The 23189-nt window shown below is 55.0% G+C and carries 24 protein-coding genes, 1 tRNA gene and 1 riboswitch; of the genes, 12 read left to right on the top strand and 13 right to left on the bottom strand.

Annotated elements, in window-relative coordinates; translation table 11 throughout:
• Window position 1: 1 nt before the first annotated feature.
• From rpsR to rpsF, 3 genes are read right to left on the bottom strand one after another with little or no spacing between them, the layout of a single operon-like run.
• Window positions 2–274: a 30S ribosomal protein S18 gene (rpsR, locus tag ACWVX6_RS02050; RefSeq protein WP_110435641.1), complete on the bottom strand. Its 273-nt coding sequence runs from the start codon at window positions 272–274 to the stop codon at window positions 2–4.
• A 21-nt stretch (window positions 275–295) separates the two neighbouring features.
• On the bottom strand, window positions 296–787 hold the full coding sequence (locus ACWVX6_RS02045; protein ID WP_110435640.1) for a single-stranded DNA-binding protein: 492 nt from the start codon (window positions 785–787) through the stop codon (window positions 296–298).
• Between the two features lie 14 nt (window positions 788–801).
• The gene (gene rpsF, locus ACWVX6_RS02040) at window positions 802–1098 is read right to left on the bottom strand and encodes a 30S ribosomal protein S6 (RefSeq protein ID WP_110435639.1); all 297 of its coding nucleotides are present in this window, start codon (window positions 1096–1098) and stop codon (window positions 802–804) included.
• Window positions 1099–1284: 186 nt separating this feature from the next.
• Here rpsF and ACWVX6_RS02035 point away from each other — a divergent pair.
• The 3 genes from ACWVX6_RS02035 to ACWVX6_RS02025 all read left to right on the top strand — a co-directional run bounded on the left by ACWVX6_RS02035 (window position 1285) and on the right by ACWVX6_RS02025 (window position 2277).
• Window positions 1285–1360, top strand: a tRNA-Thr gene (locus tag ACWVX6_RS02035).
• 170 nt (window positions 1361–1530) lie between these two features.
• Entirely contained in the window at window positions 1531–1923 is a 393-nt protein-coding gene (locus ACWVX6_RS02030; protein WP_455152215.1) for a NifB/NifX family molybdenum-iron cluster-binding protein, read from the top strand.
• 3 nt (window positions 1924–1926) lie between these two features.
• Complete coding sequence (locus tag ACWVX6_RS02025; RefSeq protein ID WP_455152214.1) at window positions 1927–2277, top strand: DUF134 domain-containing protein; 351 nt, start codon at window positions 1927–1929, stop codon at window positions 2275–2277.
• Between the two features lie 44 nt (window positions 2278–2321).
• On the opposite strand, the gene rsmI is transcribed toward ACWVX6_RS02025, so the two are convergent.
• The 4 genes from rsmI to ACWVX6_RS02005 all read right to left on the bottom strand — a co-directional run bounded on the left by rsmI (window position 2322) and on the right by ACWVX6_RS02005 (window position 7139).
• Window positions 2322–3170 (bottom strand): 16S rRNA (cytidine(1402)-2'-O)-methyltransferase, encoded by an 849-nt coding sequence (gene rsmI, locus ACWVX6_RS02020; RefSeq protein WP_243036849.1) that lies wholly within the window; start codon window positions 3168–3170, stop codon window positions 2322–2324.
• A 132-nt stretch (window positions 3171–3302) separates the two neighbouring features.
• A complete protein-coding gene (locus ACWVX6_RS02015) occupies window positions 3303–4001 on the bottom strand; it encodes a tRNA1(Val) (adenine(37)-N6)-methyltransferase (RefSeq protein WP_455152213.1) in 699 nt (232 codons plus the stop codon).
• Window positions 4002–4014: 13 nt separating this feature from the next.
• Entirely contained in the window at window positions 4015–5388 is a 1374-nt protein-coding gene (locus ACWVX6_RS02010; RefSeq protein ID WP_455152212.1) for a penicillin-binding transpeptidase domain-containing protein, read from the bottom strand.
• Window positions 5389–5390: 2 nt separating this feature from the next.
• The gene (locus tag ACWVX6_RS02005; protein ID WP_455152211.1) at window positions 5391–7139 is read right to left on the bottom strand and encodes an FtsW/RodA/SpoVE family cell cycle protein; all 1749 of its coding nucleotides are present in this window, start codon (window positions 7137–7139) and stop codon (window positions 5391–5393) included.
• A gap of 277 nt (window positions 7140–7416) precedes the next feature.
• A riboswitch (glycine riboswitch) is annotated at window positions 7417–7521 on the top strand.
• 180 nt (window positions 7522–7701) lie between these two features.
• On the opposite strand from ACWVX6_RS02005, the gene ACWVX6_RS02000 reads away from it, so the two are divergent.
• Both ACWVX6_RS02000 and ACWVX6_RS01995 read left to right on the top strand, forming a co-directional pair.
• A complete protein-coding gene (locus ACWVX6_RS02000; RefSeq protein WP_455152238.1) occupies window positions 7702–9066 on the top strand; it encodes an alanine/glycine:cation symporter family protein in 1365 nt (454 codons plus the stop codon).
• Window positions 9067–9440: 374 nt separating this feature from the next.
• Window positions 9441–10091 (top strand): peptidylprolyl isomerase, encoded by a 651-nt coding sequence (locus tag ACWVX6_RS01995; protein ID WP_455152210.1) that lies wholly within the window; start codon window positions 9441–9443, stop codon window positions 10089–10091.
• A gap of 201 nt (window positions 10092–10292) precedes the next feature.
• Here ACWVX6_RS01995 and ACWVX6_RS01990 read toward each other — a convergent pair whose 3' ends face one another.
• Window positions 10293–11666, bottom strand: coding sequence for an MATE family efflux transporter (locus ACWVX6_RS01990; RefSeq protein WP_455152209.1), 1374 nt, complete (start codon window positions 11664–11666; stop codon window positions 10293–10295).
• A 337-nt stretch (window positions 11667–12003) separates the two neighbouring features.
• A complete protein-coding gene (locus tag ACWVX6_RS01985; protein ID WP_455152208.1) occupies window positions 12004–12900 on the bottom strand; it encodes a selenium metabolism-associated LysR family transcriptional regulator in 897 nt (298 codons plus the stop codon).
• Window positions 12901–13059: 159 nt separating this feature from the next.
• Between ACWVX6_RS01985 and yedE the strand changes: the two genes are divergently transcribed.
• From yedE to ACWVX6_RS01970, 3 genes are read left to right on the top strand one after another with little or no spacing between them, the layout of a single operon-like run.
• Window positions 13060–14160 (top strand): YedE family putative selenium transporter, encoded by a 1101-nt coding sequence (yedE, locus tag ACWVX6_RS01980; RefSeq protein WP_455152207.1) that lies wholly within the window; start codon window positions 13060–13062, stop codon window positions 14158–14160.
• Window positions 14161–14181: 21 nt separating this feature from the next.
• Window positions 14182–14403, top strand: coding sequence for a sulfurtransferase TusA family protein (locus ACWVX6_RS01975; protein ID WP_118284744.1), 222 nt, complete (start codon window positions 14182–14184; stop codon window positions 14401–14403).
• On the top strand, window positions 14403–14639 hold the full coding sequence (locus tag ACWVX6_RS01970; RefSeq protein WP_110435623.1) for a DUF3343 domain-containing protein: 237 nt from the start codon (window positions 14403–14405) through the stop codon (window positions 14637–14639). Before ACWVX6_RS01975 ends, ACWVX6_RS01970 begins: the two co-directional genes overlap by 1 nt.
• A 49-nt stretch (window positions 14640–14688) precedes the next feature.
• On the opposite strand, the gene ACWVX6_RS01965 is transcribed toward ACWVX6_RS01970, so the two are convergent.
• The 4 genes from ACWVX6_RS01965 to ACWVX6_RS01950 form a co-directional block, all read right to left on the bottom strand.
• Entirely contained in the window at window positions 14689–15624 is a 936-nt protein-coding gene (locus tag ACWVX6_RS01965; protein ID WP_455152206.1) for an NERD domain-containing protein, read from the bottom strand.
• A 553-nt stretch (window positions 15625–16177) separates the two neighbouring features.
• A complete protein-coding gene (locus ACWVX6_RS01960; protein WP_455152205.1) occupies window positions 16178–16996 on the bottom strand; it encodes a TlpA family protein disulfide reductase in 819 nt (272 codons plus the stop codon).
• Window positions 16996–17886 (bottom strand): 4Fe-4S binding protein, encoded by an 891-nt coding sequence (locus tag ACWVX6_RS01955; RefSeq protein ID WP_455152204.1) that lies wholly within the window; start codon window positions 17884–17886, stop codon window positions 16996–16998. The genes ACWVX6_RS01960 and ACWVX6_RS01955 overlap by 1 nt, the downstream gene beginning before the upstream one ends.
• Complete coding sequence (locus tag ACWVX6_RS01950) at window positions 17879–18022, bottom strand: CD1871A family CXXC motif-containing protein (RefSeq protein ID WP_117490152.1); 144 nt, start codon at window positions 18020–18022, stop codon at window positions 17879–17881. Before ACWVX6_RS01950 ends, ACWVX6_RS01955 begins: the two co-directional genes overlap by 8 nt.
• 288 nt (window positions 18023–18310) lie before the next feature.
• Between ACWVX6_RS01950 and ACWVX6_RS01945 the strand changes: the two genes are divergently transcribed.
• The 4 genes from ACWVX6_RS01945 to ACWVX6_RS01930 all read left to right on the top strand — a co-directional run bounded on the left by ACWVX6_RS01945 (window position 18311) and on the right by ACWVX6_RS01930 (window position 23181).
• Window positions 18311–18985, top strand: a complete 675-nt coding sequence (locus tag ACWVX6_RS01945; RefSeq protein WP_455152203.1) for a response regulator transcription factor — start codon at window positions 18311–18313, stop codon at window positions 18983–18985.
• Window positions 18982–20133 (top strand): sensor histidine kinase, encoded by a 1152-nt coding sequence (locus ACWVX6_RS01940; RefSeq protein WP_455152202.1) that lies wholly within the window; start codon window positions 18982–18984, stop codon window positions 20131–20133. Before ACWVX6_RS01945 ends, ACWVX6_RS01940 begins: the two co-directional genes overlap by 4 nt.
• A 238-nt stretch (window positions 20134–20371) precedes the next feature.
• The gene (locus ACWVX6_RS01935) at window positions 20372–22852 is read left to right on the top strand and encodes a LuxR C-terminal-related transcriptional regulator (RefSeq protein WP_455152201.1); all 2481 of its coding nucleotides are present in this window, start codon (window positions 20372–20374) and stop codon (window positions 22850–22852) included.
• Window positions 22853–22941: 89 nt separating this feature from the next.
• Window positions 22942–23181, top strand: coding sequence for a DUF2442 domain-containing protein (locus tag ACWVX6_RS01930; protein WP_110435615.1), 240 nt, complete (start codon window positions 22942–22944; stop codon window positions 23179–23181).
• Window positions 23182–23189: the final 8 nt, after the last annotated feature.

Raw genomic sequence — 23189 nt, 5'->3', positions numbered from 1 at the left:
CTTACTCTGCGGTGTAGGGCAGAAGAGCAATGTGACGTGCACGCTTGATAGCCTCGGTCAGCTGACGCTGATGAGCAGCGCAGGTACCGGTCATGCGGCGGGGCAGGATCTTGCCGCGCTCGGACATGTACTTCTTCAGCTTGCCGGCATCTTTATAGTCAACGTGTGCAACCTTATCTACGCAGAATGCGCATACCTTGCGACGGCGACGGCCGCGCTGCGGGCGCTCTGCACGCTCCGGACGGGGAGTAAATTCCTTCTTGGTTTCTTCCATGATCACGTAACCTCCTTCAGTTTAGAATGGGACATCGCCGTCGTCATCAGCAAGCTCCTGAAAATCCGAATCTCCTGCGGGAAGATCGAAAGCCGGAGCAACCTGGGACGCGGCAGGCTCGGGCCGCATCTGCGATCCGTTGTCATAGCCGCCAAAACCGCCCTGATTGCCTGCATTGTAGGCATCGCGGGATTTCTTCGTTTCACCGAAGGAAACCTCGTCGCAATTTACTTCGATTGCAGTGCGGTTGTTGCCGTTCTGGTCCTGCCAGCGGCGGGACTGGATACGGCCGACTACGATTGCCATAGAACCCTTCGTGAACCACTGTGCAACGAACTCTGCCTGACGGCCCCATGCGACACAGTCGATGAAGTCGGTCTGGCGTTCGCCGTTCTGATCCTTGCGACCACGGTCGATCGCAAGCGAGAACGAGCACACAGCCATGTTGGACTGGGTATGGCGCAATTCGGGATCGCGGGTCAAACGACCCATCAGAATCGCCTTATTGAGCATTGGTGTTCACCGCCTTAGTCGTCCAGGCAGACGATGATGGAACGCATGATGCCGTCCGTGATCTTGTAGATACGGTCCAGCTCAGCCGGGAAATCGGGCTTGGACTCAAAACGAACCAGCGTGTAAACGCCCTCCGTCTGATCCTCGATCGGGTACGCCAGACGGCGCTTGCCCCAGTCCTCGACCTCTACGTTCGTGCCGTTCGCCTCAACGAGAGACTTGAACTTGTCCACAACAGCGGTAGCCGCTGCCTCTTCCAGCTTGGGGTTAACGATGAAGATAGTCTCGTACTTGCCAGAAATCTTTGCCATATTCTTAGCACCTCCTTTTGGACTTTTGGCCCACATCCTTTGATGTGAGCAAGGATACTATACCATTATAACGGATACACGGAGAATGTCAAGAAAAATTTCAAAAAAATATTGACGAACTTTCAAAAGCATGATATACTGAAAACACTGTGAACGAGGCAGAGATTCGTCGCAGGACGCATAAGTGCTTGTGTGGCTCAGTTGGTAGAGCAGCGCATTCGTAATGCGCAGGTCGCCGGTTCGAGTCCGGCCACAAGCTCCAAAACCCTTCCGATTTTCGGAAGGGTTTTTGCTTTATCCGGATATTGGCATCTGCTTCCTATATAATGAGATAGTGGTATGCCAAACTTATTATTGACATATGCCGAAAACGTGATAGACTATAAGTAGCGTTATTGACATATGTCAGAAATGGATTCGGAGGAAATGGTTATGAAGATTGCAGTTACCTATGAAAACGGAGAGGTTTTCCAGCATTTTGGCCACACGGAGCAGTTTAAGCTGTACGAGGTATCCGGCGGCAAGCTGCTGCATACACAGGTGGTGGATACGAACGGCAGCGGTCACGGTGCGCTGGCCGGCCTGCTGGCACAGCTTGGTGTGGATACGCTGATCTGCGGCGGCATTGGCGGCGGCGCACAGGCAGCGCTTGCGGAGGCCAATATCCGTCTGATCGGCGGCGTGCAGGGCAACGCAGATGAGGCGGTGCAGGCTTTCCTGAACGGTACGCTGGCGTTTGATCCCAATGTACACTGCACGCACCATAATCACGGCGAAGGCCATTCCTGCGGCAGCCACGGCTGCGGCGGTCACTGTCACGAATAATCCATGCCGAGACCGAGAAAGTGCCGCAGAATCTGCAGTATGCCGCCGTTCAGCGAGTTTTCTCCGCAGGAAAGTACGACAGAGTGCGTACAAATGACGCTCGATGAATATGAAGCCATCCGTCTGCTGGATCTGGAGAATCTGCAGCAGGAGCAGGCTGCCGCGCAGATGGGGGTGGCCCGCACAACGGTGCAGCTGATCTACAACAATGCCCGCCGCAAGCTGGCAGATTGCCTTGTAAACGGCAAACGACTGGTGATCGAGGGCGGCGATGTTGCGCTGTGCGAGCGTCATGCGCAGTGTCCCGGACGCGGACATTGCTGCCGTAGCGACTGTCCGAAACATCTCAAATAGGTGCAGAAAACGAAAAAACCGTTGCAAAAGCAACGGTTTTTTCGTTATTCTTCGTGATCGAGCACATAGCGGTACAGCGCGTTTTTCTTTACGCCGGTTTCGGCGGAAACTGCCTTGACCGCGTCCTTCTGGGTCTGGCCCTGTTCCACGCGGCGGCGGACTGCCTCAGCGGCAGAGGCAAGACGCTCGGCCTCGTCCTGCTCGGTCTCCGGTTCGTCCGGCGCACCCTCGAGGATGAGCACGAACTCGCCGCGCGGCGCATTGGCGTCAAAGTATGCAACCGCCGCATCGAGCGTCATGCGGAGCGTCTGCTCATGCAGCTTGGTCAGCTCGCGCGAGAGCGACAGTCGGCGGTCGCCGCCGAAGGCGTCGCGCAGGTCACGCAGCGTTGCACACAGCTTGTGCGGTGCTTCGTAGAAGATCATCGTGCGTTTTTCGCCCTGCAGTGCGTCCAAATGCTCTCTGCGGGCCTTTTTGTTGACCGACAGGAAGCCTTCAAAGCACCAGCGTCCGGTCGGCAGACCGGATGCCGCCAGCGCGCAGACCGCCGCGCAGCAGCCCGGAATCGGGATAACGGGTACATCGTGCTCGGCGCACAGCGCGACCAGATCCTCACCCGGATCGGAAACCGCAGGTGTGCCCGCATCGGTTACGAGCGCACAGGTCTCACCGGCGAGCAGCTTCTCCAAAACTGCTTCACCGCGTGCGCGGCGATTGTGTTCGTAGTACGAGATCATCGGCTTTTTGGGCAATTCGCAGGCGTTAAGCAGCTTTTGCGTCACGCGGGTGTCCTCTGCCGCGATGAAATCCACCGTGCTGAGCACCTCGCGTGCCCGCGGCGATAAATCACTCAGGTTGCCGATCGGCGTTGCGACTAAGTATAATGTAGACAATTTAATCCCTCCGGAATTTCTTAAATGGAGAATAGAGAATGGATAATTGAGAATGGAAAATGAAGGTGCGGCTAAATCATCGCGCATTGCGCGTATCAGCGCAGCGCGGACGGGACTCACGCAAGGATAGCGCTAATTCTCAATTCCGTAAATACGGAAATATTCATCACTCTCAACGATCAGTGGCGGCTCAACAACAAGTCCTTCCGCGCTGCCGCCTTTTCGGCACTCGACCATGACAACGCTCGGCGCGGCCTGCACGCTCTGGTGTACGAACCGCATTCTTTTCGGCACGAGCCGCACGCGCGAGAGCGCTTCGAGCAGCACCCACAGCCGCTCCGGCCGGAATACGAACGCGGCTTTACCGCCGGTATGCAGCACGAACGAGGCCGCAACCGCCAGTTCCTCGACCGAACAGGTGGCGTCCTGGCGAGCGGTGCGCTTTTCGGCGGTCGGCGCATTCGCGCCCGCGTTGCGGTCGAAATACGGCGGGTTGCAGATGACGTAATCCATACTGCCGTGCGGCAGCAGCGTACGCATCTGCCGCAGATCGCCCTGCAGAGCGGTTACGTTTTCCAGCTCGTTTGCCGCGATGGACTGCCGGAACAGGTCGAGCGGGCCGTCCTGCAGTTCCAGTCCGGTGATCTTGAGGTCGGGCCGCCATACGAGCAGCGCCAGAGCGCCTGTGCCGCAGCCGAGGTCGAGCAGTTTGGCATTGCGTCTCGGCTTGGCGAACGCGCTGAGCAGCACGCTGTCCTGTCCGAGCTTAAAAAAACGGTCGTCCTGTAATAATTGCAGTCCGTTAGGGAGTATTTCAGTGCTTTGCGCCATGATTTCTCTCTCCTTAGTAGGCTTTTTCTACCGCAGCCTGCAGCACCTGCGAAGCCACCGTACCGGCAACAGACGAGCCGCCGCCGCCGTTCTCGACGAGAACGATGAAAGCATACGGCGTAGCCTCGTCGCGCAGGAAGCCGGTGAACCATGCGTTCGGTGACTTATCCGCGCCGACCTCGGCGGTGCCCGACTTGGCACAGATATCCATGCCCGGGAAACGATCCTGACCGTAGGTCTCTATGACGTTGTTGTGCATCATATCCGCGATGGTACCCGCGGTCTTTTCGTCAATCAGCTGTGCCGACTTGTGCGGATAGTAAATGCCGGTCGGCAGGCCGTAATCTGTGGTGGATTTTTCAATCAGACGCGGCACGGCAGCCTTGCCGCCGTTGGCGATCGCGCCCATATACTGGAGCATGTTGATTGGGCACAGGGTATCCTGACCCTGACCGACACCCGACCATGCCAGCTGATTGTCATTGCCCGAGAAATCAAACTTGCCGACCGAGGACTGGATGCCGTCCACCTTGATGGACTTGGTCAGTCCTGCCGCATCCGCGTATTTCTGCATGGTTTCGCCGCCGAGTTCGACGGCCAGCTGACCGAACACACCGTTGCACGAGTTGGCGAGCGCTTCCTCGATATCCTGTTCGCCGTGAGCGTGCGGGCAGGTGACTTCCTCGCCACCGATGTTGACCGAGCCGGTGCACGTCCACTTGCGCTGGAACAGGTCGGGGATGTTCTCGATAGCGGCGTTGATGGTCACAACCTTGAAGATGGAGCCCGGAATCGAGTTTGCGGACAGCAGTCGGTTGACGTAAACGCCGTCCCATGCGGGATCATCCGCCGCAATGTCCGGCGGATTGGCCGGATCGAATGTCGGTGTGGACACCATGCACAAAATTTCACCGGTTTTATAGTTATAAACGCCAACCGTTCCGTTCATTCCGTTCAAAGCCTGATAAGCGATATTGTTCAAATAGGCATCAATCGTCAGATACAGGCTGTTGCCGGTGCCGAGCGGAGAATATACGCCGGTGAGCAGATTGTAGCCGGACAGCTTATCCGCGAACGAGGTGAGCGCACCCGCGCCGATGTTGCCGTTTTTGTCGCCGACGGCGTGCAGTGTGGCGCGCCGGACGGCTGCGTCATCGTTGTAGATGCGGTTGCCGTCCTCGTCGAGTGTGGACAGCATATCGCCGTCCCGGTCTAGGATGGTGCCGCCTTTCAGCTGGCCGGAGTTGTTATAGAGATGACGGTTGTACGGGTAGGAGGCCCAGTCGCCGCCGTCTACGACAAACTGGAAGCAGAAGAACGCCAGACCCAGACCGAGCAGCGCGGCAAGGATCAGACAGAAAATACTGCGTTTTTCGATTTTCCGCATGGTTACTCCTCCCCTCTAAGCTCGCGGCGGCTGGGCAGACGAACTGCGAACGACGCATTCTGTCGGGTGTCGGTCGCCTTCAAAAAGGCGAGCATACCCCATGCCGACAGCATGGACGAACCGCCGTTGGATACGAACGGCAGCGTAACGCCGGTAAACGGCAGAATATCGACTGCACCGAACACATTCAGGCAGGTCTGGAATACCAGCAGGCTGGTGGCCGCGCATGCGGCGATGGTGTAAAAGCTGGAGCGTCCGGCGCGGCAGGCGCGGACAGCGAACACCGCCAGCGTAATGATGCAAAGAATGGTCAGTACGGCGATGACGAGACCCCATTCCTCACACAGCATACCGAACACGATATCGGTATCCGCGGCAGGGAGATTCGAGAGCCAGCCCTTGCCTGCGCCTACGCCGATCATGCCGCCGGAGGCGGCTGCGGTCAGCGTATGCGTCTGCTGGAAGCCCTTGTCGTACACGTCCTCCCAGATATGTCCCCAGGAGGCAAATCGTGCGGCAACGTGCGGCTTGATGGTCAGCATGACCATGCCCGCGCCGAAGCATCCGGCGCACACAAGGCCGATGGTGGCGAAATCGCCCGAACGCAGGTACGCGATGACAAGGAACGTCACGAAGAACACAAGTGCGGTGCCGAAGTCGTTCTGCAGCGCGAGACAGCCGCCGCAGATGGCGGTCAGGCCGATGAACATCCACAGGTTGCGCTTGTTGAACAGGCGGTCGAGCGTTGCTGCGCCGGCAAAAATATAGCAGATTTTCGCAATTTCCGAGGTCTGCAGAGACAGAGGACCGAGACGCAGCCATGCCTTCGCGCCGCCCTGCGACGAGCCGATCAGCAGTGTAATCGCCAACAGTCCGACCGCCGTTGCGCTCATGAACCAGCGCACCTTCTGCGCCCGGGTCAGGTCGCGCAGGAAGAAGCCGAGCACGACAAAGATGGCAAGACCCATCAAAATCGCAATCAGCTGCTTGGGCAGCTCGTCCGGCACGGTCGAGCCGGTGACGGCGAGTGACAGCGTACATAGGAAGAACGCTATCGTCTCCATTTCAAAGCCGATGCGGCGGAACAGGCGCATGACGATGAAATACGCCCAGCAGATTACCGTAAAGACAAAAAAGGTGAGCGGAATGGTGGTGGTCGCCTTGTCGCCCTGTGCGATAATGAGCTGCAGACCGGTGAGGATCTGGAACAGCGTCAGCAGTACGAGCGAACCCCACATGCCGGCAGGCTTGCCCTCAATGCGGCGTTCGACCATCTGTGTGCGCTTCTCCTCAGCGGTAATGGGCTCCATGATAGCGGGAATGCCCGCAAAGGTGACCGTGTCGCCGTCCTCGACGAGCGCATACTCGTCCACCGGCAGGTCGTTTACCTTGATGCCGCCCTTGGAACCGAGGTCGTATATCGTCCAGCTGCCGTCATCCTCGCGGATGAGCGCGGCGTGCTGACGCGATACCGATGGATATTCCAGCTGCACATCGCAGCTGGGGGCGCGTCCGATGATGTTCTCCCAGTGGGTGATGGGCAGGCGGGCGCCGTTGCGCAGCACCAGATAGCCCCAGACCTCATCCGGGTGCTTGACCTTCCACAGCGAGCGGATCGCACCGACAAGGATCATCAGCGCCAGCAGCGGGAATACAAAGCGCACAACGGTCGTGTACCACGCCCCAATGAGCGGTTTTTCCGCCAGCAGAGCCGTCAGCCTGTCGAGAAGCTGCTGCAAAGCATCATTCATGTAAAGTTCCTCCTTTCGAGGGATGCTGTTGATTACTTGGATTTACCAATAATACTACCAGTATAGCCTATCTATTATAGCATAGGTTGTCAAGAAATTTGCTGTTTTTCACAAACTTTCACGAATATCTTGATTGACATTGACAGAATGTTGTCACGGTGTTACACTGAATCCATAAACTACATACGCGACAAACGAAGTTTGCAGGAAAAAGTCAAAGACTTGCCGAAGGAGCAAAACTCTCAGGCGTCCGGATTTCCGGATGAGGACTGTAAATGGATGTGGCTCTGGAGAACGTTCCTCAAGGGGACTGCCGAAGGTGCAACGCGCGCAAAAGGGGTTTGCGTGCCAATCTCTCAGGCAAAAGGACAGAGATGAACCTGTTTTTATAGACGTTAGGATATAAAAATAAGTTCCGCGGAACCACAGCAAATGTTTTCTCACGGTGCAGGATGTACCGTCTGTTTGCTGTCTTTCCGTTTCTTTGGAGCCGTAACCCGATGCTGATTGGGTTCGGCTTTTTTGTTTGCCGCAAAACAAAGAAGGGGTATGTAAAATGACAATGGAAGTATTGGCAGACTGGGTAAGCCGAATCAGCAACGTCGTGTGGAACGGCCTGCTGCTGTACCTTCTGGTCGGAACCGGCATCGTGTTTACCATCCGCACGCGCTTCATTCAGGTGCGTAAGTTCGGCGCAGGCTGGAAGCATCTGTTCGGCCATTTCTCGCTCAACGGTGAGAAGGCGGGCAAGGACGGCATGAGTCCGTTCCAGGCGCTGACCACCGCAATCGCGGCGCAGGTCGGCACCGGCAACATCGCAGGCGCGGCTACCGCACTGTATTCCGGCGGACCGGGTGCGATTTTCTGGATGTGGCTGAGTGCATTCTTCGGCATGTCCACCATCTACGGCGAGGCGGTTCTCGCGCAGAAGTACAAGACCACGGACGACAAGGGCCACGTTACCGGCGGTCCGATCTACTACATCCGCGCACGCTTTACCGGTAAATTCGGCAAGTTCCTCGCCGGCTTCTTCTCGATTGCAATTATTTTTGCGCTGGGCTTCACCGGCAACATGGTACAGGCAAACTCGATCAGCGTAGCGTTCAACACCGCGTTCGGCGCACCGATGATCGTTGTCGGCATCATCTGTGCGATTATTGCAGCGTTTATCTTCCTTGGCGGCGTTGGCCGTATTGCGGCTGTTACCGAAAAGGTCGTTCCGATCATGGCAATGTTCTACATGCTGGGCTGTGTTGTCATTCTGTGCATCAACCACGCGGCAATCATTCCGGCGTTCAAGTCCATCTTTGTTGCAGCATTTGACCCGCAGGCTATCCTCGGCGGCGCTGCAGGCATCACGGTTCGTCAGGCAATGCGCTACGGCGTTGCACGCGGCCTGTTCTCGAACGAGGCCGGCATGGGTTCCACCCCGCACGCACACGCACTGGCTAAGGTAAAGCGTCCGCAGGATCAGGGCGAAATTGCTATCGTTTCCGTATTCATCGACACCTTTGTTGTACTGACGCTGACCGCTATGGTCATTCTGACCTCGGGTATGCTCAATCCGGGCGCACCGGATGGTCTGCAGGGCACCGAGCTGGCACAGGCAGCCTTCAAGGCTTCCCTCGGCTCGGCAGGCATGGTTTTCGTTGCGATCTGCATGCTGTTCTTTGCGTTCTCTACCATCATCGGCTGGTATTTCTTCGGTGAGCAGAACGTAAAGGCAATGTTCGGCAGCAAGGCTGTTAAGGTTTACGCCGCTATCGTTGTTATCTGCATCGTGATCGGCTCCGCGCTGCATGTTGACCTGGTATGGAACCTGTCCGACCTGTTCAACGGCCTGATGGTATTCCCGAACCTGATCGCGCTGCTGGCGCTGTCCGGTCTGGTTGCCAAGGCGGCCCACGACAAGGACATTATGAAGTAAGCTATGACCTGTCGCGGAACGACACGGTTTGTGCAGGAATCGGCTCCGTACTGTATCGTTTGATAGAAAATGCACCGCAGTTTTGCGGTGCATTTTTTTGCAGACACCGAAAAAACACTGGTTTTCGCGTTCTCAGTACCGTATAATAGGGGAGTACCGCGGGAACATTTTCATATTCCACCCGTTCAGGATATAAGGCAACACCGCATAATTAAAGCTGCGGCGCTTTGCGGAAATTTTACGCTCTGATGTCGTTGCGGATTTTTGCAATACACAAAGTATTGCTGCAAACCCGCGCCTAATCAGAATGCGAAATTTACTCGCAAATCGCTCTTGTTCAATGATGCGGTATTGCCTAAAAAGGAGAATTTCACATGAAAAAACGTACATTTTTGCTTTTTGGCCTGTTGGCGATGCTGGTTCTGACCGCCTGCGGCGGCAAGTCGGGCGCGCAGACCTCGACGGATGATGCCGCCGACACGAGCGATAACTCGCAGCAGACGACTGCTGAGGAGACCGCACAGCCCATCGGTCAGCACCATGCACAGATCACCATCAAGGACCACGGCACGATCGACATCGAGCTGGACGGCGATGCAGCGCCTATCTCGGTTCAGAACTTTATGGACTTGGCAAACGACGGTTTTTACGACGGACTGACCTTTCACCGCATTATTACCGGCTTTATGATGCAGGGCGGCGACCCGCTGGGCAACGGCACCGGCGGCTCGGAGAACACCATCAAGGGCGAGTTTTCGGAGAACGGCGTGGAGAACAAGCTGTCGCACACGCGCGGTGCGGTTTCGATGGCACGCTCAAGCAATCCGGACAGCGCATCCTCGCAGTTCTTCATCGTTCAGCAGGACAGCACCTATCTCGACGGCCAGTACGCCTGCTTCGGCTATGTGACCAAGGGCATGGATGTTGTGGATGAAATCTGCGATAATACGCCGGTCGAGGACGATAACGGCACGGTTAAGACGGAAAATCAGCCGGTTATTGAGAGCATTAAGATTATCGACTGACTGTGCAAAGCGTAAAGAGTTGAGGGTGAAGATTGGAGAGTAAGTTTCGGTTTTCCTCTTAACATAATAAAGCACCCCCTCTGTCAGACAGTATGATATACGGTCTGACAGAGGGGGTGCAGTTCCATCCCGGACTGTACACAGGATTCGGGATGTTTTTTTACTTCGCTGTTAATATTTCAGATGCCGTTCCGAAGGATTTCATCTTTTTGGTAAACTGGAATTTACCGAGATAACACCACTTTTTTCAGTCGGCCAGGATTTCCTGAGAGCCGTATAGGAAATCAGGAAGTTGGCAAGCCAGCCTGCCGGCACGGCAAGCCAGACAAATGCAATACCAAAACGCGGTGCACAGATCAACGCCACGGACAAGCGAATCGCAAGGTTTACCATATTGGCAATGAGGAACGGCCGCATGATTCCGAGTCCGCGAAGAACGCCATCGGTTGCCATTTTGATGCCCATAAAGACAAAGAAGAAACCAATCCATCTCATATAATCCCCGGACACCTGATAAGCCAGGGCGGTTCCGTCTTTTCCAAGGAACAGCGAGGAAATCTGTGTGTGCAGCGTTTCAATGACAAGGAAGGCAAGAATAGCAAAACATACATCCAGCACCAATGCTGCGCGGTAGCCTTTTTTGATGCGCTCGGTTTTGTTTGCGCCAAGGTTCTGGGAAACATACGGCGAAACCGCATTGCCGATGGACACAAAAATCAGAGAAAAGACGTTCTCCACCCGCATCGTCGCCGCGTATCCCGCGAGTGCCTGTGTGCCGAAGGGATTTACCACCGCCTGTACGATCATCATACCGATGGATACGGTAGACTGCTGAAGAACCGATGGAACAGCAATCTGAAGCATCGAACGCAGCTCCTGCCCGTCAAACCAGACAAAGCTGCTCTTATACCGCCGCATCCGATAAAAGAAAATCAAAAGTGAAAACACAGCCGAAATGCCCTGTGCAATCAGCGTTGCAAGCGCCGCACCGAACACGCCAAGTCCCAGACCGGCTACCATCCAAAGATCCAGCACAATATTCAGGATTGATGAAAAGATCAGCAGTCCCAACGGAATTTTTGATTCACCAATGGAAGTGAACATGGTAGAAAGAATATTGTACATGAACAAAAACGGAAAACCTACGAAATAGACCCGCAAGTACAGTACTGCCTCCTTCAGAATATCGGCAGGGGTCTGTAATCCGCTCATCATCGCATGGGAAAAGCAAAAGCCAAAGACGCCAAGGATGATACTCAGAAGTAAAAAGCTGATCAAGGAGGTAGATACAATGGTTTTCATTTTGCCATATTCTCTGGCGCCGAAATAACGGCTTACGAGCACGCCTGCACCGACACCGGCCCCCAGTGCCACACAAATGAAAACATTGGTCAGGGCAGCGCAGGCGCCGACCGCCGCAAGAGCGGAGGAGCCGACAAACTGACCGACGATAATGGAGTCAGCCATATTGTATACCTGCTGAAAAAAGCTGCCGAGAATCATCGGCATGGCAAAAACCGTCAGCGCTTTCAGCGGCGCATCGGTAATCAAATACTCATCTTTTGACATGATCATTTTCCTCCACAATTTCTGGCTTTTTATTAGAAAGTACGAGCATAGCAGGTGCGATCAGTACAATGATTAGATCTGTAATCGAAAGCACCGCAGGAATTTCTCTAAACAAGAAAAAGCCAAATACCATTGCTGCAGCCGGTTCACAGGAACACAGAATGGATGCCTTTCCCGCCTCCATATAATCCGGTGTTGCCTTAAGGAATCCGCTTTGTCCGTTTTGATCTTGCGGATAGAACCGCCGTGTACCGGTCGGTTCGCACGGTGGTGTGCGAGGTCGGCTTTCTATGCAGGAGAGCCTCCTGCCCGATTGGCTATATCAAACCGGACAGCACGGCTGTCATCCAATCCGATAATACCTTTTCATAAAATCCAGAAAGTGAATAGCCTGCTCGGACATACGCCGTATGGACGGATACACAATGTACAGCCGGCGCAGGAACGCTGACCGTCCGAGGGGAAACAGCAGCAGGCGTCCCTGCTGTGCATCGGTCTGCACAGTTGCGCGCGACAGAATGGAAATGCCCATGCCCAGTGTAATGCACCGTTTGAGCGCTGCCGCGTCATCCATGACGGCAATGACATTCAGTTCATCAAGCGACAGATCGTGATTCTGGAGGAAATACAGTGTTTCCTGCTTGGTGCCCGAGTTGTCCTCGCGCAGCAGGAACGGTTCGTGCAGGAGCGCTGTCAGCGGGTCCGGCTGGCTTTGATAGGCACGGAAATGCGGCGTGTTCGGTGCGGCGATTACCAGCTCGTCCGAGGTGACCGGAAGAAATTCGCAGTTGGCCTCTGCGGTCTTTGTGCCGACCAGACCGATATCGCAGGTGCGGTCTGCGACCTTGTTTATCACATCCAGACTGTCCGAGCAGCTGGTGCGGAACCGGATCTCCGGGGCCTTCTCGTGGTACGCTGCCAGCAGCTCGGGCAGCAGATACAGCGACGGCACGGACGATACGCCGATATGCAGCATGGTTTCCTGCTCGTTGGACAGCTCCAGAATGGCTTTGTGCCGCAAATCGAGGATTTCTGCGGCATAATTATACAGCGTTTGGCCGGCCGGTGTCACCGAAAGTGTTTTCGTCGTGCGCTTGAGCAGCTGCGTGTGCAGCTCCTTTTCCAGATTGCAGATGTGCGCGCTGACGGTCGGCTGCGACAGATACAGCTTCTGTGCAGCAAGTGAAAAACTGCGGTACTTCACGGTATAGACATAGGCTTCCAGCTGACGAATATCCATGGGCGGCATTCCTTTCGTTTTCTCCATTATAGCTGTATTTATAGATTATATCAATAGATTCAATCAAATTATCAATAGAATCGATTTCACATTGAAAACACCGCATGATATACTGAATACAGCATAAAATTCCCTCATTTCACAAAAAAGGAGAAAATCATGAAACTGTTTGACAAGACATGGAAGCTGGCAGTGTCCGGTGCGGTGATCGGACTGCCGGTCATGCTTCTGGCAATTTACGGCAACCCTGCCAACATGGCGATCTGTGTTGCCTGCTTCATCCGCGATACAGCGGGTGCGCTCAAGCTGCATACAGCGGCTCCGGTGCAGTATTTCCGCCCGGAGGTCGTCGGCTTTGTCTGCGGTTCGTTCCTGCTGGCGCTGCTGACCAAGGAGTATAAGTCCACCGCCGGTTCCTCGCCGATGGTGCGTTTTATTCTGGGCGCTGCGATGATGATCGGCGCCCTCGTATTCCTCGGCTGTCCGCTCCGCATGGTACTTCGCATGGCCGCCGGTGACTTGAATGCGTGGGTCGCGCTTATCGGCTTTGCAGGCGGTGTGGCGACCGGCTCGTTCTTCCTTAAGAAGGGTTTCTCGCTCGGCCGTGCGTATGAGGCCAAGCCGGTCGGCGGTGCCGTTCTGCCGGTTGTGCTGGCGGCGCTGCTCGTAATCGGCGTGGCGACCGGCGCTTACGCGGTCAGCACCGAGGGCCCGGGCAGCAAGCATGCGCCGATCATCCTTTCTCTGGTCGTTGCACTCATCATCGGTGCGCTCGCGCAGAAGAGCCGCATGTGCTTTGCGGGCAGCATCCGCGACATCATTCTGATGAAGAATTTCGACCTGATCAGCATTATCGCGGCCCTGTTTGCCGTGATGGCAGTCTACAATGCGGCAACTGGCAGCTTTCACCTCGGTTTTGCCGGTCAGCCGATCGCGCATTCCCAGCACCTGTGGAACATTCTTGGCATGTATGTTGTAGGCTTTGCGGCTGTGCTGGCTGGCGGCTGCCCGCTGCGTCAGCTCATTCTGGCAGGTCAGGGTTCGTCTGACAGCGCGGTCACCTTCCTCGGTATGTTGATCGGTGCGGCATTCGCGCATAACTTCGGTCTGGTCGGCGCGGCTGCCAAGGCGGCAACCGAAACCGAGCCTGCAGTCGCAGGCGGTCCGGCGGCAGCCGGCAAAATCGCCGTGATCGTCTGCATTATCGTGCTGTTTGTCATTGCGGGCACCAATCTGCGCCGCAAAAAGACAGCAAAGTAAGTCGGAAAAGGAGAATGTGCAATGGCTGAATATGTTGAAGTAGATGTTCGCGGTCTGTCCTGTCCGGAGCCGGTTCTGCTGGCGATGGACGCGATGCAGGATCACCCGGGGAAGCTGATCCGTGTGCTCGGTGACGAGGCACACACCCGCAAGAATATCGAGAAAATGCTCGAGTATGAGAACAAGTCCGGTCAGACGACCGTGCGTCCGGACGGGTGCTTCGAGATCGTTTTTCAGGCGTAATGCGAGAGAAAAAGCCGTATCAGGTGCTCACCTTCCACACCACCGATGCTGCCATGGAGATGGAGTCATTCTGCAAGCAGAACGGTATTGCCGGCCGGCTGGTGCCGGTACCGCGCAGATTGTCCGCCGGATGCGGCATCGCGTGGCGCATGGAAGCCGAAGTTTACGCGCAGTATCAGACGGTTATCGCGGACTGCGGGATTGAGATCGAGCAGAGCGAGGCGTTTGTGTTTTAAGTAACCATAAAGCGGCATGACTTTGATGCAAGTCATGCCGCTTTTCTGTTTATTTGTTTTCGGTTTTCACGATTTTCTTTATAAAATGACATTGAGGAAATCCTGTGCAGCCCCAGAATTTTTCGCCGATATGTGTGCCGCGTCTGGCCTCCCGCATGACAAGCGGCTTGCCGCACTTCGGACAGCATTTTCCCTCCGACGGCGCAGGTGCAGGCCGCTCGGCGGCAGGCTGGTCTTCCAGCTCCTCCTGCTTGAATTTTTCGATATAGGTGATTGGCATTTCAATGTGCATCAGCAGATACCGCTCACCCATCTCCTTCAAATCTTTCAAGGAAGAAGCCGATTCCTTGGACGCCTTATTCACTCGTTTTATCGTTTCAATCAACTGGTCTGCTCGAATGACCTGTTCCTTGACCTCTTTCTTCGCATATCGGTCGTTGACAACAGTTTTCGGGTTGGCAAGCACGACTAATCCCCTAAAAAAGTCCTTAAACAAGTAATTCTTCCATGCGGCAAGGAGTTTGCCGTCATTTTCGCTCCTTCGTTCCTTGAGCACCTGCAAATGCCGCTGATTCTGCGTAATCGGCGAATAAATTCCCTCTTTATAGTACCGACCGCCGCAGCGAATTGTGCGGATAAAATCGCCCTTGCTGTTGATCTCGATATTGCCGAACAGATTTTTGCACTCCAACACAAAGTTAATCTTTGGAGTCAGTACCAGAAAGTCAATCTGTGCCGAGGCACCGGACACGCTTTCAATATACAAATCGTGCAGCACAACCATATCCATACCGCTGTTTTTCAGCTCAAACAGAATATTATCCTCACCGATAATGCCGGCTTTCACCACGGCAATCTCTTTTGCGATTTTTTTCGCGTTTTCTCCGGTTGCCTTTTCCGCCAGCTCTTCCAGCTGCCGCAGATACTCCTTTGCGTTGCTGGATTCTTTCGCAATCACAACCTCCGGTTTTGAAAACAGTCCCATGTTTATCCCTCGTGTTTCTCTTTTTCCTGCGATTTGCGCTTGTATAATTTTAGTATACCATATAGGAGAAACAAGGAAAAGTTCCGTCCTCAAATTTATCCACAGGTTTGTGCATATCTTCGTGGATATTTCCGCAGGCACGCAAAAGCCGCAGACGAAAGTCTGCGGCTTTTCTCTTTGGCGTTTACTTGGCTCTGCCAATCTCCGTTGCCTTTTCAACCTCGATCAGTTTGCCTGTTTTTACATCGTAAAATATAACCGTAAATCGGAATACTGGACGCTGCCAGCGGATGATTTCTGATGTATTCCACGTCATCTACGGCGCTTTGCTCCGAATTATCGCTCAGCTGGAAATTGATATATCTGCCGCGGCGATTGCCCGGATGCTTGACCTCCGGATTATACCAGCCGTTTTCCTCGCACGGCGTGTGCCACAGGCACTTGATGATCAACGCAGAAAAGTGTGTCTTTTCATATCAGTATCATTTTTTTCAACACAATCTGCGCTGTGTATATTTATGATGCAGATTGCAGCGGCAATCACACTCGGGTGTTATTTTCCGTCGTTTGCAATCGCGGTGTCAATATTCTCCTGCAGCTGCTTCATGCTGTTTTCGTTCGTGATGCCGCCGAGTACCGGTTCACCGACGATTTTTCCGTTCCGGTCGATAACATAGGTGGTCGGGAATGACATGATGTTCAGTGCAAACTTGCCTGCCTCGCTGCTGGATGCAAAGGTAATGTTGCGGTAGGATGCCCCTTTGGTCTGCAGAATCTGTTTAGCGGTAGCAATGGCATCCGCATTGTCATCGAGCGTTTCCGTATTGATGCCGATAACCTCGCCGCCCTGCGCCTTGACGGTCTGGTTCAGCTTGTCCAGATCACCAAGTTCAGCCACGCACGGCTTGCAGCCGCTGAACCAGAAATTCACGACCGTAAACGCGTTGTCAGCGAACAAGCTGCTGTCCACAGCGTTGCCGTCCAGGTCTTTGCCTTCGAAAGCGGGGAACGCGTCGCTGGCGGGTGTGGTGGTGCCTTCCTCCGGCGGAAGTTCCTGCAGCTGGTCCTCCAGCTTGCGGACCTTGGCGGCATCGTCGGTCAGCGTCTTGTAGTCCTCGGCCGAGAGCTGGTCCTTGACGTTATTAATCGCAAGATCGAGTACATCGGCGTAGTTGGTGCTCTGGGTGCTCTGCGACAGATTGTCCTTGTCGAGCGAATTCAGAGCCGTTGTCCACAGCTCCTGATGCTGGTCGAGGATGGCGTTTTCCTCCGCTATCAGCTCGGAGACGGTTTTTGCCGGTTTGCCGCAGGCGGATGCGCCGAGCAGCAGGCTTACGGACAGGGCAAATGCGATCAGTCGATTCTTTTTCATTAGATAGTTTCTCCTTTGTCAGTCGTTTGGGTTTTATTGCCCAGACCGTAACGGTAGCAGATAGCATCGGTTGGGCAGGCTTTCATGCACATGCCGCAGCGGATGCACTCGGCATGATTGGGGTTTTTCGTGATGTCCACATCCATTTTGCAGGCTTTGGCACATGCGCCGCAGGATACGCACTTATGCGTATCCACCTGCATCTGAAACAGTGAAACGCGGTTCAGCAGGGCGTAAAAAGCGCCGAGCGGGCACAGCCATTTGCAGAACGGACGGTAAAACAGTACGCTGCACACGATAACGGTCAGCAGAACGGCTGCTTTCCATGTAAACAGCGCGCCGAGCGCGGAACGAATACCGGAATTGACCGCCGCCAGCGGCAATGCGCCCTCGAGAACTCCCTGCGGACACAGGTACTTGCAGAAGAACGGATCGCCCATGCCGAGTTCGTTTGTGACAAGTGCGGGCAGCAGCACCACCATGATCAGCAGCACCGCATATTTCACATAGCGGAGCGGCTTCAGCCTTTTGGTAGACAGCTTTGGCGAGGGGATTTTGTGCAGCAGCTCCTGAAACCAACCGAATGGGCACAGAAAACCGCAGATGAACCGTCCGAGCAGGACACCGAATAAAATCAGGATTCCGGTGATATAATAGGAAAATTTAAACTTTGATGAGCCGATCACCGCTTGAAACGCGCCAATCGGACACGCGCCGGTTGCACCGGGGCAGGAATAGCAGTTGAGTCCGGGTACGCAGACGGTCTTGCCGCTTCCCTGATATAGTTTGCCCTGTACAAAATTCGGCAGGTGGATATTGGTCAGCAGGGTGGCTGCCGCCTGTATCCAACCGCGAAAGCGGGCTAAAAAGGGGATTTTTTTCTTATCCAATGCCAACACACTCCATACACAGGCGGATCGCCTTTGATAATACGGTTTCGGCTTCGCCGAGGCGGATGCCCAGAAGAATCATCGCAATAGCACTCAGCAGCAGCACCAGCTGAGCGGCGGTTTTGTAACGCGGCATAGTCGTGCTCCTCTCACAGTTGTTGTGAACAGTATACAGCGGACGACATAAAATCTTTGTTAACAGGCTGGAAATGCGGAAAATTTTTTGTGAGAGTTCCATACAGTCTGTCGATAAAGTCAATTTTTCGAGCATACAGTGTTTCGCGCGGAAGCGCGTATAAAATAGAATTTGCGAAGCAAGTTCAAAGGCTGCTCGGAAAAATGAAGTTTTTTGACAGTTTCATTAACACAAACTTTATCCGTATCTGCTATAATAAAGGTAACGAAACGGCAAGGAGGAAGGACCATGCGTCTTTTGGTGATAGAGGATGAGCGCGATCTGTGTGAGGACATTGCAAAAAAACTGCGTCTGTCCGGCTATGAGGCGGATATCTGCTTTGACGGAGAAGCGGCGCTGGAGCTGTTGACGGTAGAAAAATACGATCTGGTGCTGCTCGACCTGAATCTGCCTAAGGTGGACGGTATGACGGTGCTGCGTACTCTGCGGGAGCACGATCAGGAGACCGGCGTGCTCATCCTGTCGGCACGCAGTGAAATATCCGACAAGGTTGATGGACTGGATGCCGGTGCGAACGATTATCTGTCCAAACCGTTCCATTTAGAGGAACTGGAAGCGCGTGTGCGCAGCCTGACGCGCCGCCGATTTGTGCAGCAGGACGTGTGCCTGCGGTGCGGCGGGCTGACGTTTGATACCCGCAGCCGCACGGCCACAGCAGACGGACAAACGCTTTCGCTCACGCGCAAGGAGAGCGGCATTCTGGAATATCTGCTGCTCAACCGCGGCAGGCCCGTCAGCCAGGAGGAGCTGATCGAGCATGTGTGGGACAGCAGCGTGGACAGCTTCAGCAACTCCATCCGTGTGCATATCTCCATGCTGCGGAAAAAACTGCGTGCGGCACTGGGATACGACCCGATTCGCAACAAGATCGGTCAGGGCTACGAGATAGGAGCGGGCGAATGAGCAAACGAATTTCTGTCCAGTGGCGCATTACGATATTGACCGCGCTGCTCATCGCGGCGGCGTGTGTGAGCCTGAATTTGCTGCTGTTTTACTCAGGCTCGGACAGCATGGATGCGCTGAACGGCTTTGTGGTGGAATACAAGACGGAAAACCAGCAGGAAATGACCATTCAGATACCCAAAGAGAATATGCAGGCATTTTTCAGTGACTTTTCGCAGCAGGTCAATGAAGAAAAGGTGCGTTTTGAGCGCATAGGCTGGTGCATCACCGCACTGGTGACACTGCTGAGCGCCATTATCGCGTATTTTTTCAGCGGAAAGGCTTTGAAGCCGCTGAAGGATTTTGCACAGCAGACCGAACAGATCAACGAAGAAAGCCTGACGGACACCCGTCTGCCGGAGGATACGACTGCCGAGTTCCGGCAGTTGAGCGAGTCGGTGAACGGCATGCTGGACCGGCTGGCGCAGGCGTTCGATGCACAGCGGCAGTTTACGGGCAACGCCGCCCATGAGCTGCGGACACCGCTGGCGCTGATGCAGACAAGGCTGGAGCTCTTTGCGGCGGAACATCGGCAGATGAGCGAAGAAACTGCGAAATTGCTGCATTTTCAGCAGGAGCAGGTTGAGCGCCTGAGTGCGCTTGTGCGTACCCTGCTTGAGATGAGCGACCTGCGGTCGGTGCCGCGCACCGACCGTATCGACCTTGCACCGATGGTTGAGGAGGTGTTGGTCGATTTGACACCGCTGGCACAGAAAAACGGTATTACACTGACGCAGACCGGCGAAAACGTGCAGTTTATCGGCAGTGATGTGCTGCTGTATCGGCTGCTGTTCAATTTGACAGAGAACGCGATCAAGTACAACCGCACGGGCGGTTCGGTGGAAGTGTCTGTCGAGCGGGAAGGCGGTCAGGCGGCAATCCGCGTGCGCGATACCGGTCCGGGCATTGCCGAGGAGTACCGGGACAGCATCTTTCAGCCGTTTTTCCGCGTGGATAAGTCGCGCAGCCGCGCAATGGGCGGCGTGGGACTGGGACTGGCGCTCGTGCAGGAGATTGTCCGCCTGCATGGCGGCACAGTGCGCGTTGAACAGAGCGCAGATACGGGAACGACTGTTCTGGTAACACTGCCGGTTGGAAAAGCGGCTTGACGCTCAAATTGAGGGCATATATACGCACGGCTGTTCAGCATGCTCTGCTGGCGGTACGCTGCTGCACCGTATATTTAAGGTATAAAAACATCAGCTGCAGGGGAGCTGCCGGAAGGCGGCTCCCTTATTTATGCATGCTGCCTTAACAGCATACACGGTTTACACCCGCTCTGAAATCCCGTATAATTTAGACAGTATAACGGACAGGAGAGCACATTACAGTATTCGGAGGTGCGCCATGCCAAAATCGAAATGGAATCTGAACACGATCTACATATCCGAGCGACTGCAGGAGAGCCTGCGGCCAATCTCGCGCTGTGCCATGACGACCGTGGTTGCACCCATGGGATACGGCAAAACGACGGCGGTGGAGTGGTATCTCGCGGAACGTGCCGGAGCCGAAGCACCGTACATTGTGCGCATCAGTGTGTACTCGGGCAATCTTGCGATTTTCTGGAAAAGTGTGCAGGATGCCTTTGCGCGTGCAGGCTTTGCCTTTCTGCGGGAATATGACTGTCCGACCGACGGAGCGAGCGGCGGACTGCTGATCGACGATCTGTGTCATGCGCTGACCGGTGAGAAGTCCTGCTATATTTTTATTGACGATTTTCACCTGCTGACCGACAAGCGCGCACCGGGATTCCTGTGTGCGCTGGCCGGACGGCTGCCGCCCAATGTTCATCTGATTTTAGCCAGCCGTGACCTGTTCCTGCCGGCGGCAGAGCTTGTCCGACTGGGCGGAAAGGTGTACCAGATCGGCACGGCGCAGCTTCGGCTTAACCATACCGAGCTGGCGGTCTACACCAATCGGTGCGGAACCGCGCTTTCCGACGAGCAGATAGATACGCTGCTGTATTACAGCGAGGGCTGGTTTTCGGCGGTTTATCTGAATCTGCGGATGTTTTCCGAGCACGGTGTGCTGCCGGACCCGAATTCGGATATTTCATCCATCTTTACGGCTGCGATGATTGATCCGCTGCCCGAAAAACAGCGGGAATTCCTTGCGGTGATGGGACTTGCCGACGAATTTACGGTCGAAATGGCGCAGTTCGTCATGGCAGACGCGCACGCCGAGGACCTGCTTGCCGCGCTGACCGGGCAGAATGCGTTTGTCAAGCGTCTGCCGGACGGCGCGACCTACCGGTTCCATCACATGATGAAGGAATGCGCCCTGCACACCTTCCTGTCCATGCCGAAGGAGCGGCAGACCGTCTACCGCGGGCGGCTCGGCATCTGGTATGAGGATCACCGGCTGTATCTGCATGCTATGACCGAGTACCGGCAAAACGGCGATTACGATGCGATGCTGCGCACGCTGCAGAAGGATGCAGGCATTCTGCTTTCCTCGCTGCCCCCGAAGGCAGTGCTGGCAGTGCTGGACGAATGCCCGGCAGCTGTGCTCGCAAGTCATCCGCTGGCGATTCTGGTGCTTATGCGGAGTATGTTCAACTGGCGCAATATTCCGAAAATGCTGGAGCTGAAGGAGCTGCTGCTGACGGCGATTTCCGAAAATGCAGCGCTTTCCGCACAGGAAAAAGGCGATTTGCGGGGAGAATGTGACCTGATCATGAGTTTTCTCTGCTACAACGATATCAGCGCCATGAGCCGCCTGCACCGGAGTGCCAGCGCGCAGATGTCGCGGAAGGCGATCAGCATCCAGTCCGGCGGCGGCTGGACCTTCGGCTCGCCGTCTGTGCTGATGATGTTTTACCGCGCACCGGGCGAGCTGCAGAGTGAGCTTGCCGAGATGGACGAGTGCATGCCGCACTATTATAAAATCACCGGCAATCACGGTCAGGGTGCCGAGACTATCATGCGTGCCGAGGCGGCGTTCCTGCAGGGACGCTTAACGGATGCACATATCGAACTCGAAAGCGCGTGCGCCCGGATTCAGGACAACGGGCAGGCCAATATGGCGCTGTGCTGTGATTTTCTGGCGTGGCGGCTGTCGCTGTTTGCGGAGATGAAGTATCACTGCACGCTTGCCGAGCGGCACGCGGAGCTGCTGCGGCAGCACAATGCTTCCTGGCTGAACCTATGGAACGCGATTGCGGCGTATTATTACGCTTTGCTTGGCAAAACCGACAAGATTCCGGAGGTTTTCCGCGCGCACAGGCTTTCAACCGTGCATACACTTGCACCGGGCAAGCCGATGATCGAGATGATCGAAAATCAGGTCGGTCTGGCACAGGGCGACTACGCCCGTGTCGTCGGCCGGAGCGAAAGGATGCTCGCTGTGTGCGAAGGTATGCACTACGCACTGGTCGCGCTGCATATCCGTATCCAGACGGCAGCGGCATATGAAATGCTGGGTAAGCACGCGGAGGCACAGGCGCAGCTCGATCGGGCACTGACCGACGCGGAACCGGACGGCTTTGTCATCCCGTTTGCGGAGAATTATCGCTATCTCAAGCCATTGCTGGCAGAGCGGCTGCAAACCGGAACGGTTGCACAGATCATCGAACTGGGAGAAGCCGCAGAGCGGCGAAAGGCCGGATTTGACCGTCCGGAAGCCCTGTCTGCGCTGACCGAGCGGGAATATGAGATTGTCCGGCTGATGGCACAGCGGCTGAACAACCGCGAGATTGCGGAAAAGCTGTATCTGTCCGAGGGCAGTATCCGGCAGTATGTGAATCAAATTTATACCAAACTGCAAATAGCAGGAGAGCCGCGCGCAAAGCGCAAGCTGCTGCTCGACCTGCTTGCGGATAAAAACTAACAACTTGTGAATGGTTTTTTTGAAAGGTTCACCGTATCCTATAGGTACGGTGAACCTTTCATTTTGTGTAGGCGAGAGGAGGTACGCATTTGGACCGGAAATACATTCAGTCAGTCAAGCCGCTGACCGACCACGTTCTGCAGGTCGATTTTATCTCCGGCAGCCGCCTGCTGCTGGATATGAAGCCCTATCTGGATAAATTCCGATTCCGGTCACTTTCTGACCCGCAGGTGTGGAACAGCGCGGTGACAAACGGCATTTTTGTCCGCTTCGGCGATGTGGAGATGAGCCATAACGAGCTGTTTTCCATGGCCGAGCAGGAGCACTGAAACAGAAA

This window comes from Butyricicoccus sp. (genome assembly GCF_977037065.1).
This window is presented reverse-complemented; position numbering and strand designations above follow the sequence as displayed.

What these genes read in the sequence shown, in the direction of transcription:
- rpsR (WP_110435641.1), bottom strand. Translation starts at nt 274, where the DNA reads ATGGAAGAAACCAAGAAGGAATTTACTCCCCGTCCGGAGCGTGCAGAG.
- ACWVX6_RS02045 (WP_110435640.1), bottom strand. Translation starts at nt 787, where the DNA reads ATGCTCAATAAGGCGATTCTGATGGGTCGTTTGACCCGCGATCCCGAA.
- rpsF (WP_110435639.1), bottom strand. Translation starts at nt 1,098, where the DNA reads ATGGCAAAGATTTCTGGCAAGTACGAGACTATCTTCATCGTTAACCCC.
- ACWVX6_RS02030 (WP_455152215.1), top strand. Translation starts at nt 1,531, where the DNA reads ATGAAGATTGCAGTTACCTATGAAAACGGAGAGGTTTTCCAGCATTTT.
- ACWVX6_RS02025 (WP_455152214.1), top strand. Translation starts at nt 1,927, where the DNA reads ATGCCGAGACCGAGAAAGTGCCGCAGAATCTGCAGTATGCCGCCGTTC.
- ACWVX6_RS02015 (WP_455152213.1), bottom strand. Translation starts at nt 4,001, where the DNA reads ATGGCGCAAAGCACTGAAATACTCCCTAACGGACTGCAATTATTACAG.
- ACWVX6_RS02010 (WP_455152212.1), bottom strand. Translation starts at nt 5,388, where the DNA reads ATGCGGAAAATCGAAAAACGCAGTATTTTCTGTCTGATCCTTGCCGCG.
- ACWVX6_RS02005 (WP_455152211.1), bottom strand. Translation starts at nt 7,139, where the DNA reads ATGAATGATGCTTTGCAGCAGCTTCTCGACAGGCTGACGGCTCTGCTG.
- ACWVX6_RS02000 (WP_455152238.1), top strand. Translation starts at nt 7,702, where the DNA reads ATGGAAGTATTGGCAGACTGGGTAAGCCGAATCAGCAACGTCGTGTGG.
- ACWVX6_RS01995 (WP_455152210.1), top strand. Translation starts at nt 9,441, where the DNA reads ATGAAAAAACGTACATTTTTGCTTTTTGGCCTGTTGGCGATGCTGGTT.
- ACWVX6_RS01990 (WP_455152209.1), bottom strand. Translation starts at nt 11,666, where the DNA reads ATGATCATGTCAAAAGATGAGTATTTGATTACCGATGCGCCGCTGAAA.
- ACWVX6_RS01985 (WP_455152208.1), bottom strand. Translation starts at nt 12,900, where the DNA reads ATGGATATTCGTCAGCTGGAAGCCTATGTCTATACCGTGAAGTACCGC.
- yedE (WP_455152207.1), top strand. Translation starts at nt 13,060, where the DNA reads ATGAAACTGTTTGACAAGACATGGAAGCTGGCAGTGTCCGGTGCGGTG.
- ACWVX6_RS01975 (WP_118284744.1), top strand. Translation starts at nt 14,182, where the DNA reads ATGGCTGAATATGTTGAAGTAGATGTTCGCGGTCTGTCCTGTCCGGAG.
- ACWVX6_RS01970 (WP_110435623.1), top strand. Translation starts at nt 14,403, where the DNA reads ATGCGAGAGAAAAAGCCGTATCAGGTGCTCACCTTCCACACCACCGAT.
- ACWVX6_RS01965 (WP_455152206.1), bottom strand. Translation starts at nt 15,624, where the DNA reads ATGGGACTGTTTTCAAAACCGGAGGTTGTGATTGCGAAAGAATCCAGC.
- ACWVX6_RS01960 (WP_455152205.1), bottom strand. Translation starts at nt 16,996, where the DNA reads ATGAAAAAGAATCGACTGATCGCATTTGCCCTGTCCGTAAGCCTGCTG.
- ACWVX6_RS01950 (WP_117490152.1), bottom strand. Translation starts at nt 18,022, where the DNA reads ATGCCGCGTTACAAAACCGCCGCTCAGCTGGTGCTGCTGCTGAGTGCT.
- ACWVX6_RS01945 (WP_455152203.1), top strand. Translation starts at nt 18,311, where the DNA reads ATGCGTCTTTTGGTGATAGAGGATGAGCGCGATCTGTGTGAGGACATT.
- ACWVX6_RS01940 (WP_455152202.1), top strand. Translation starts at nt 18,982, where the DNA reads ATGAGCAAACGAATTTCTGTCCAGTGGCGCATTACGATATTGACCGCG.
- ACWVX6_RS01935 (WP_455152201.1), top strand. Translation starts at nt 20,372, where the DNA reads ATGCCAAAATCGAAATGGAATCTGAACACGATCTACATATCCGAGCGA.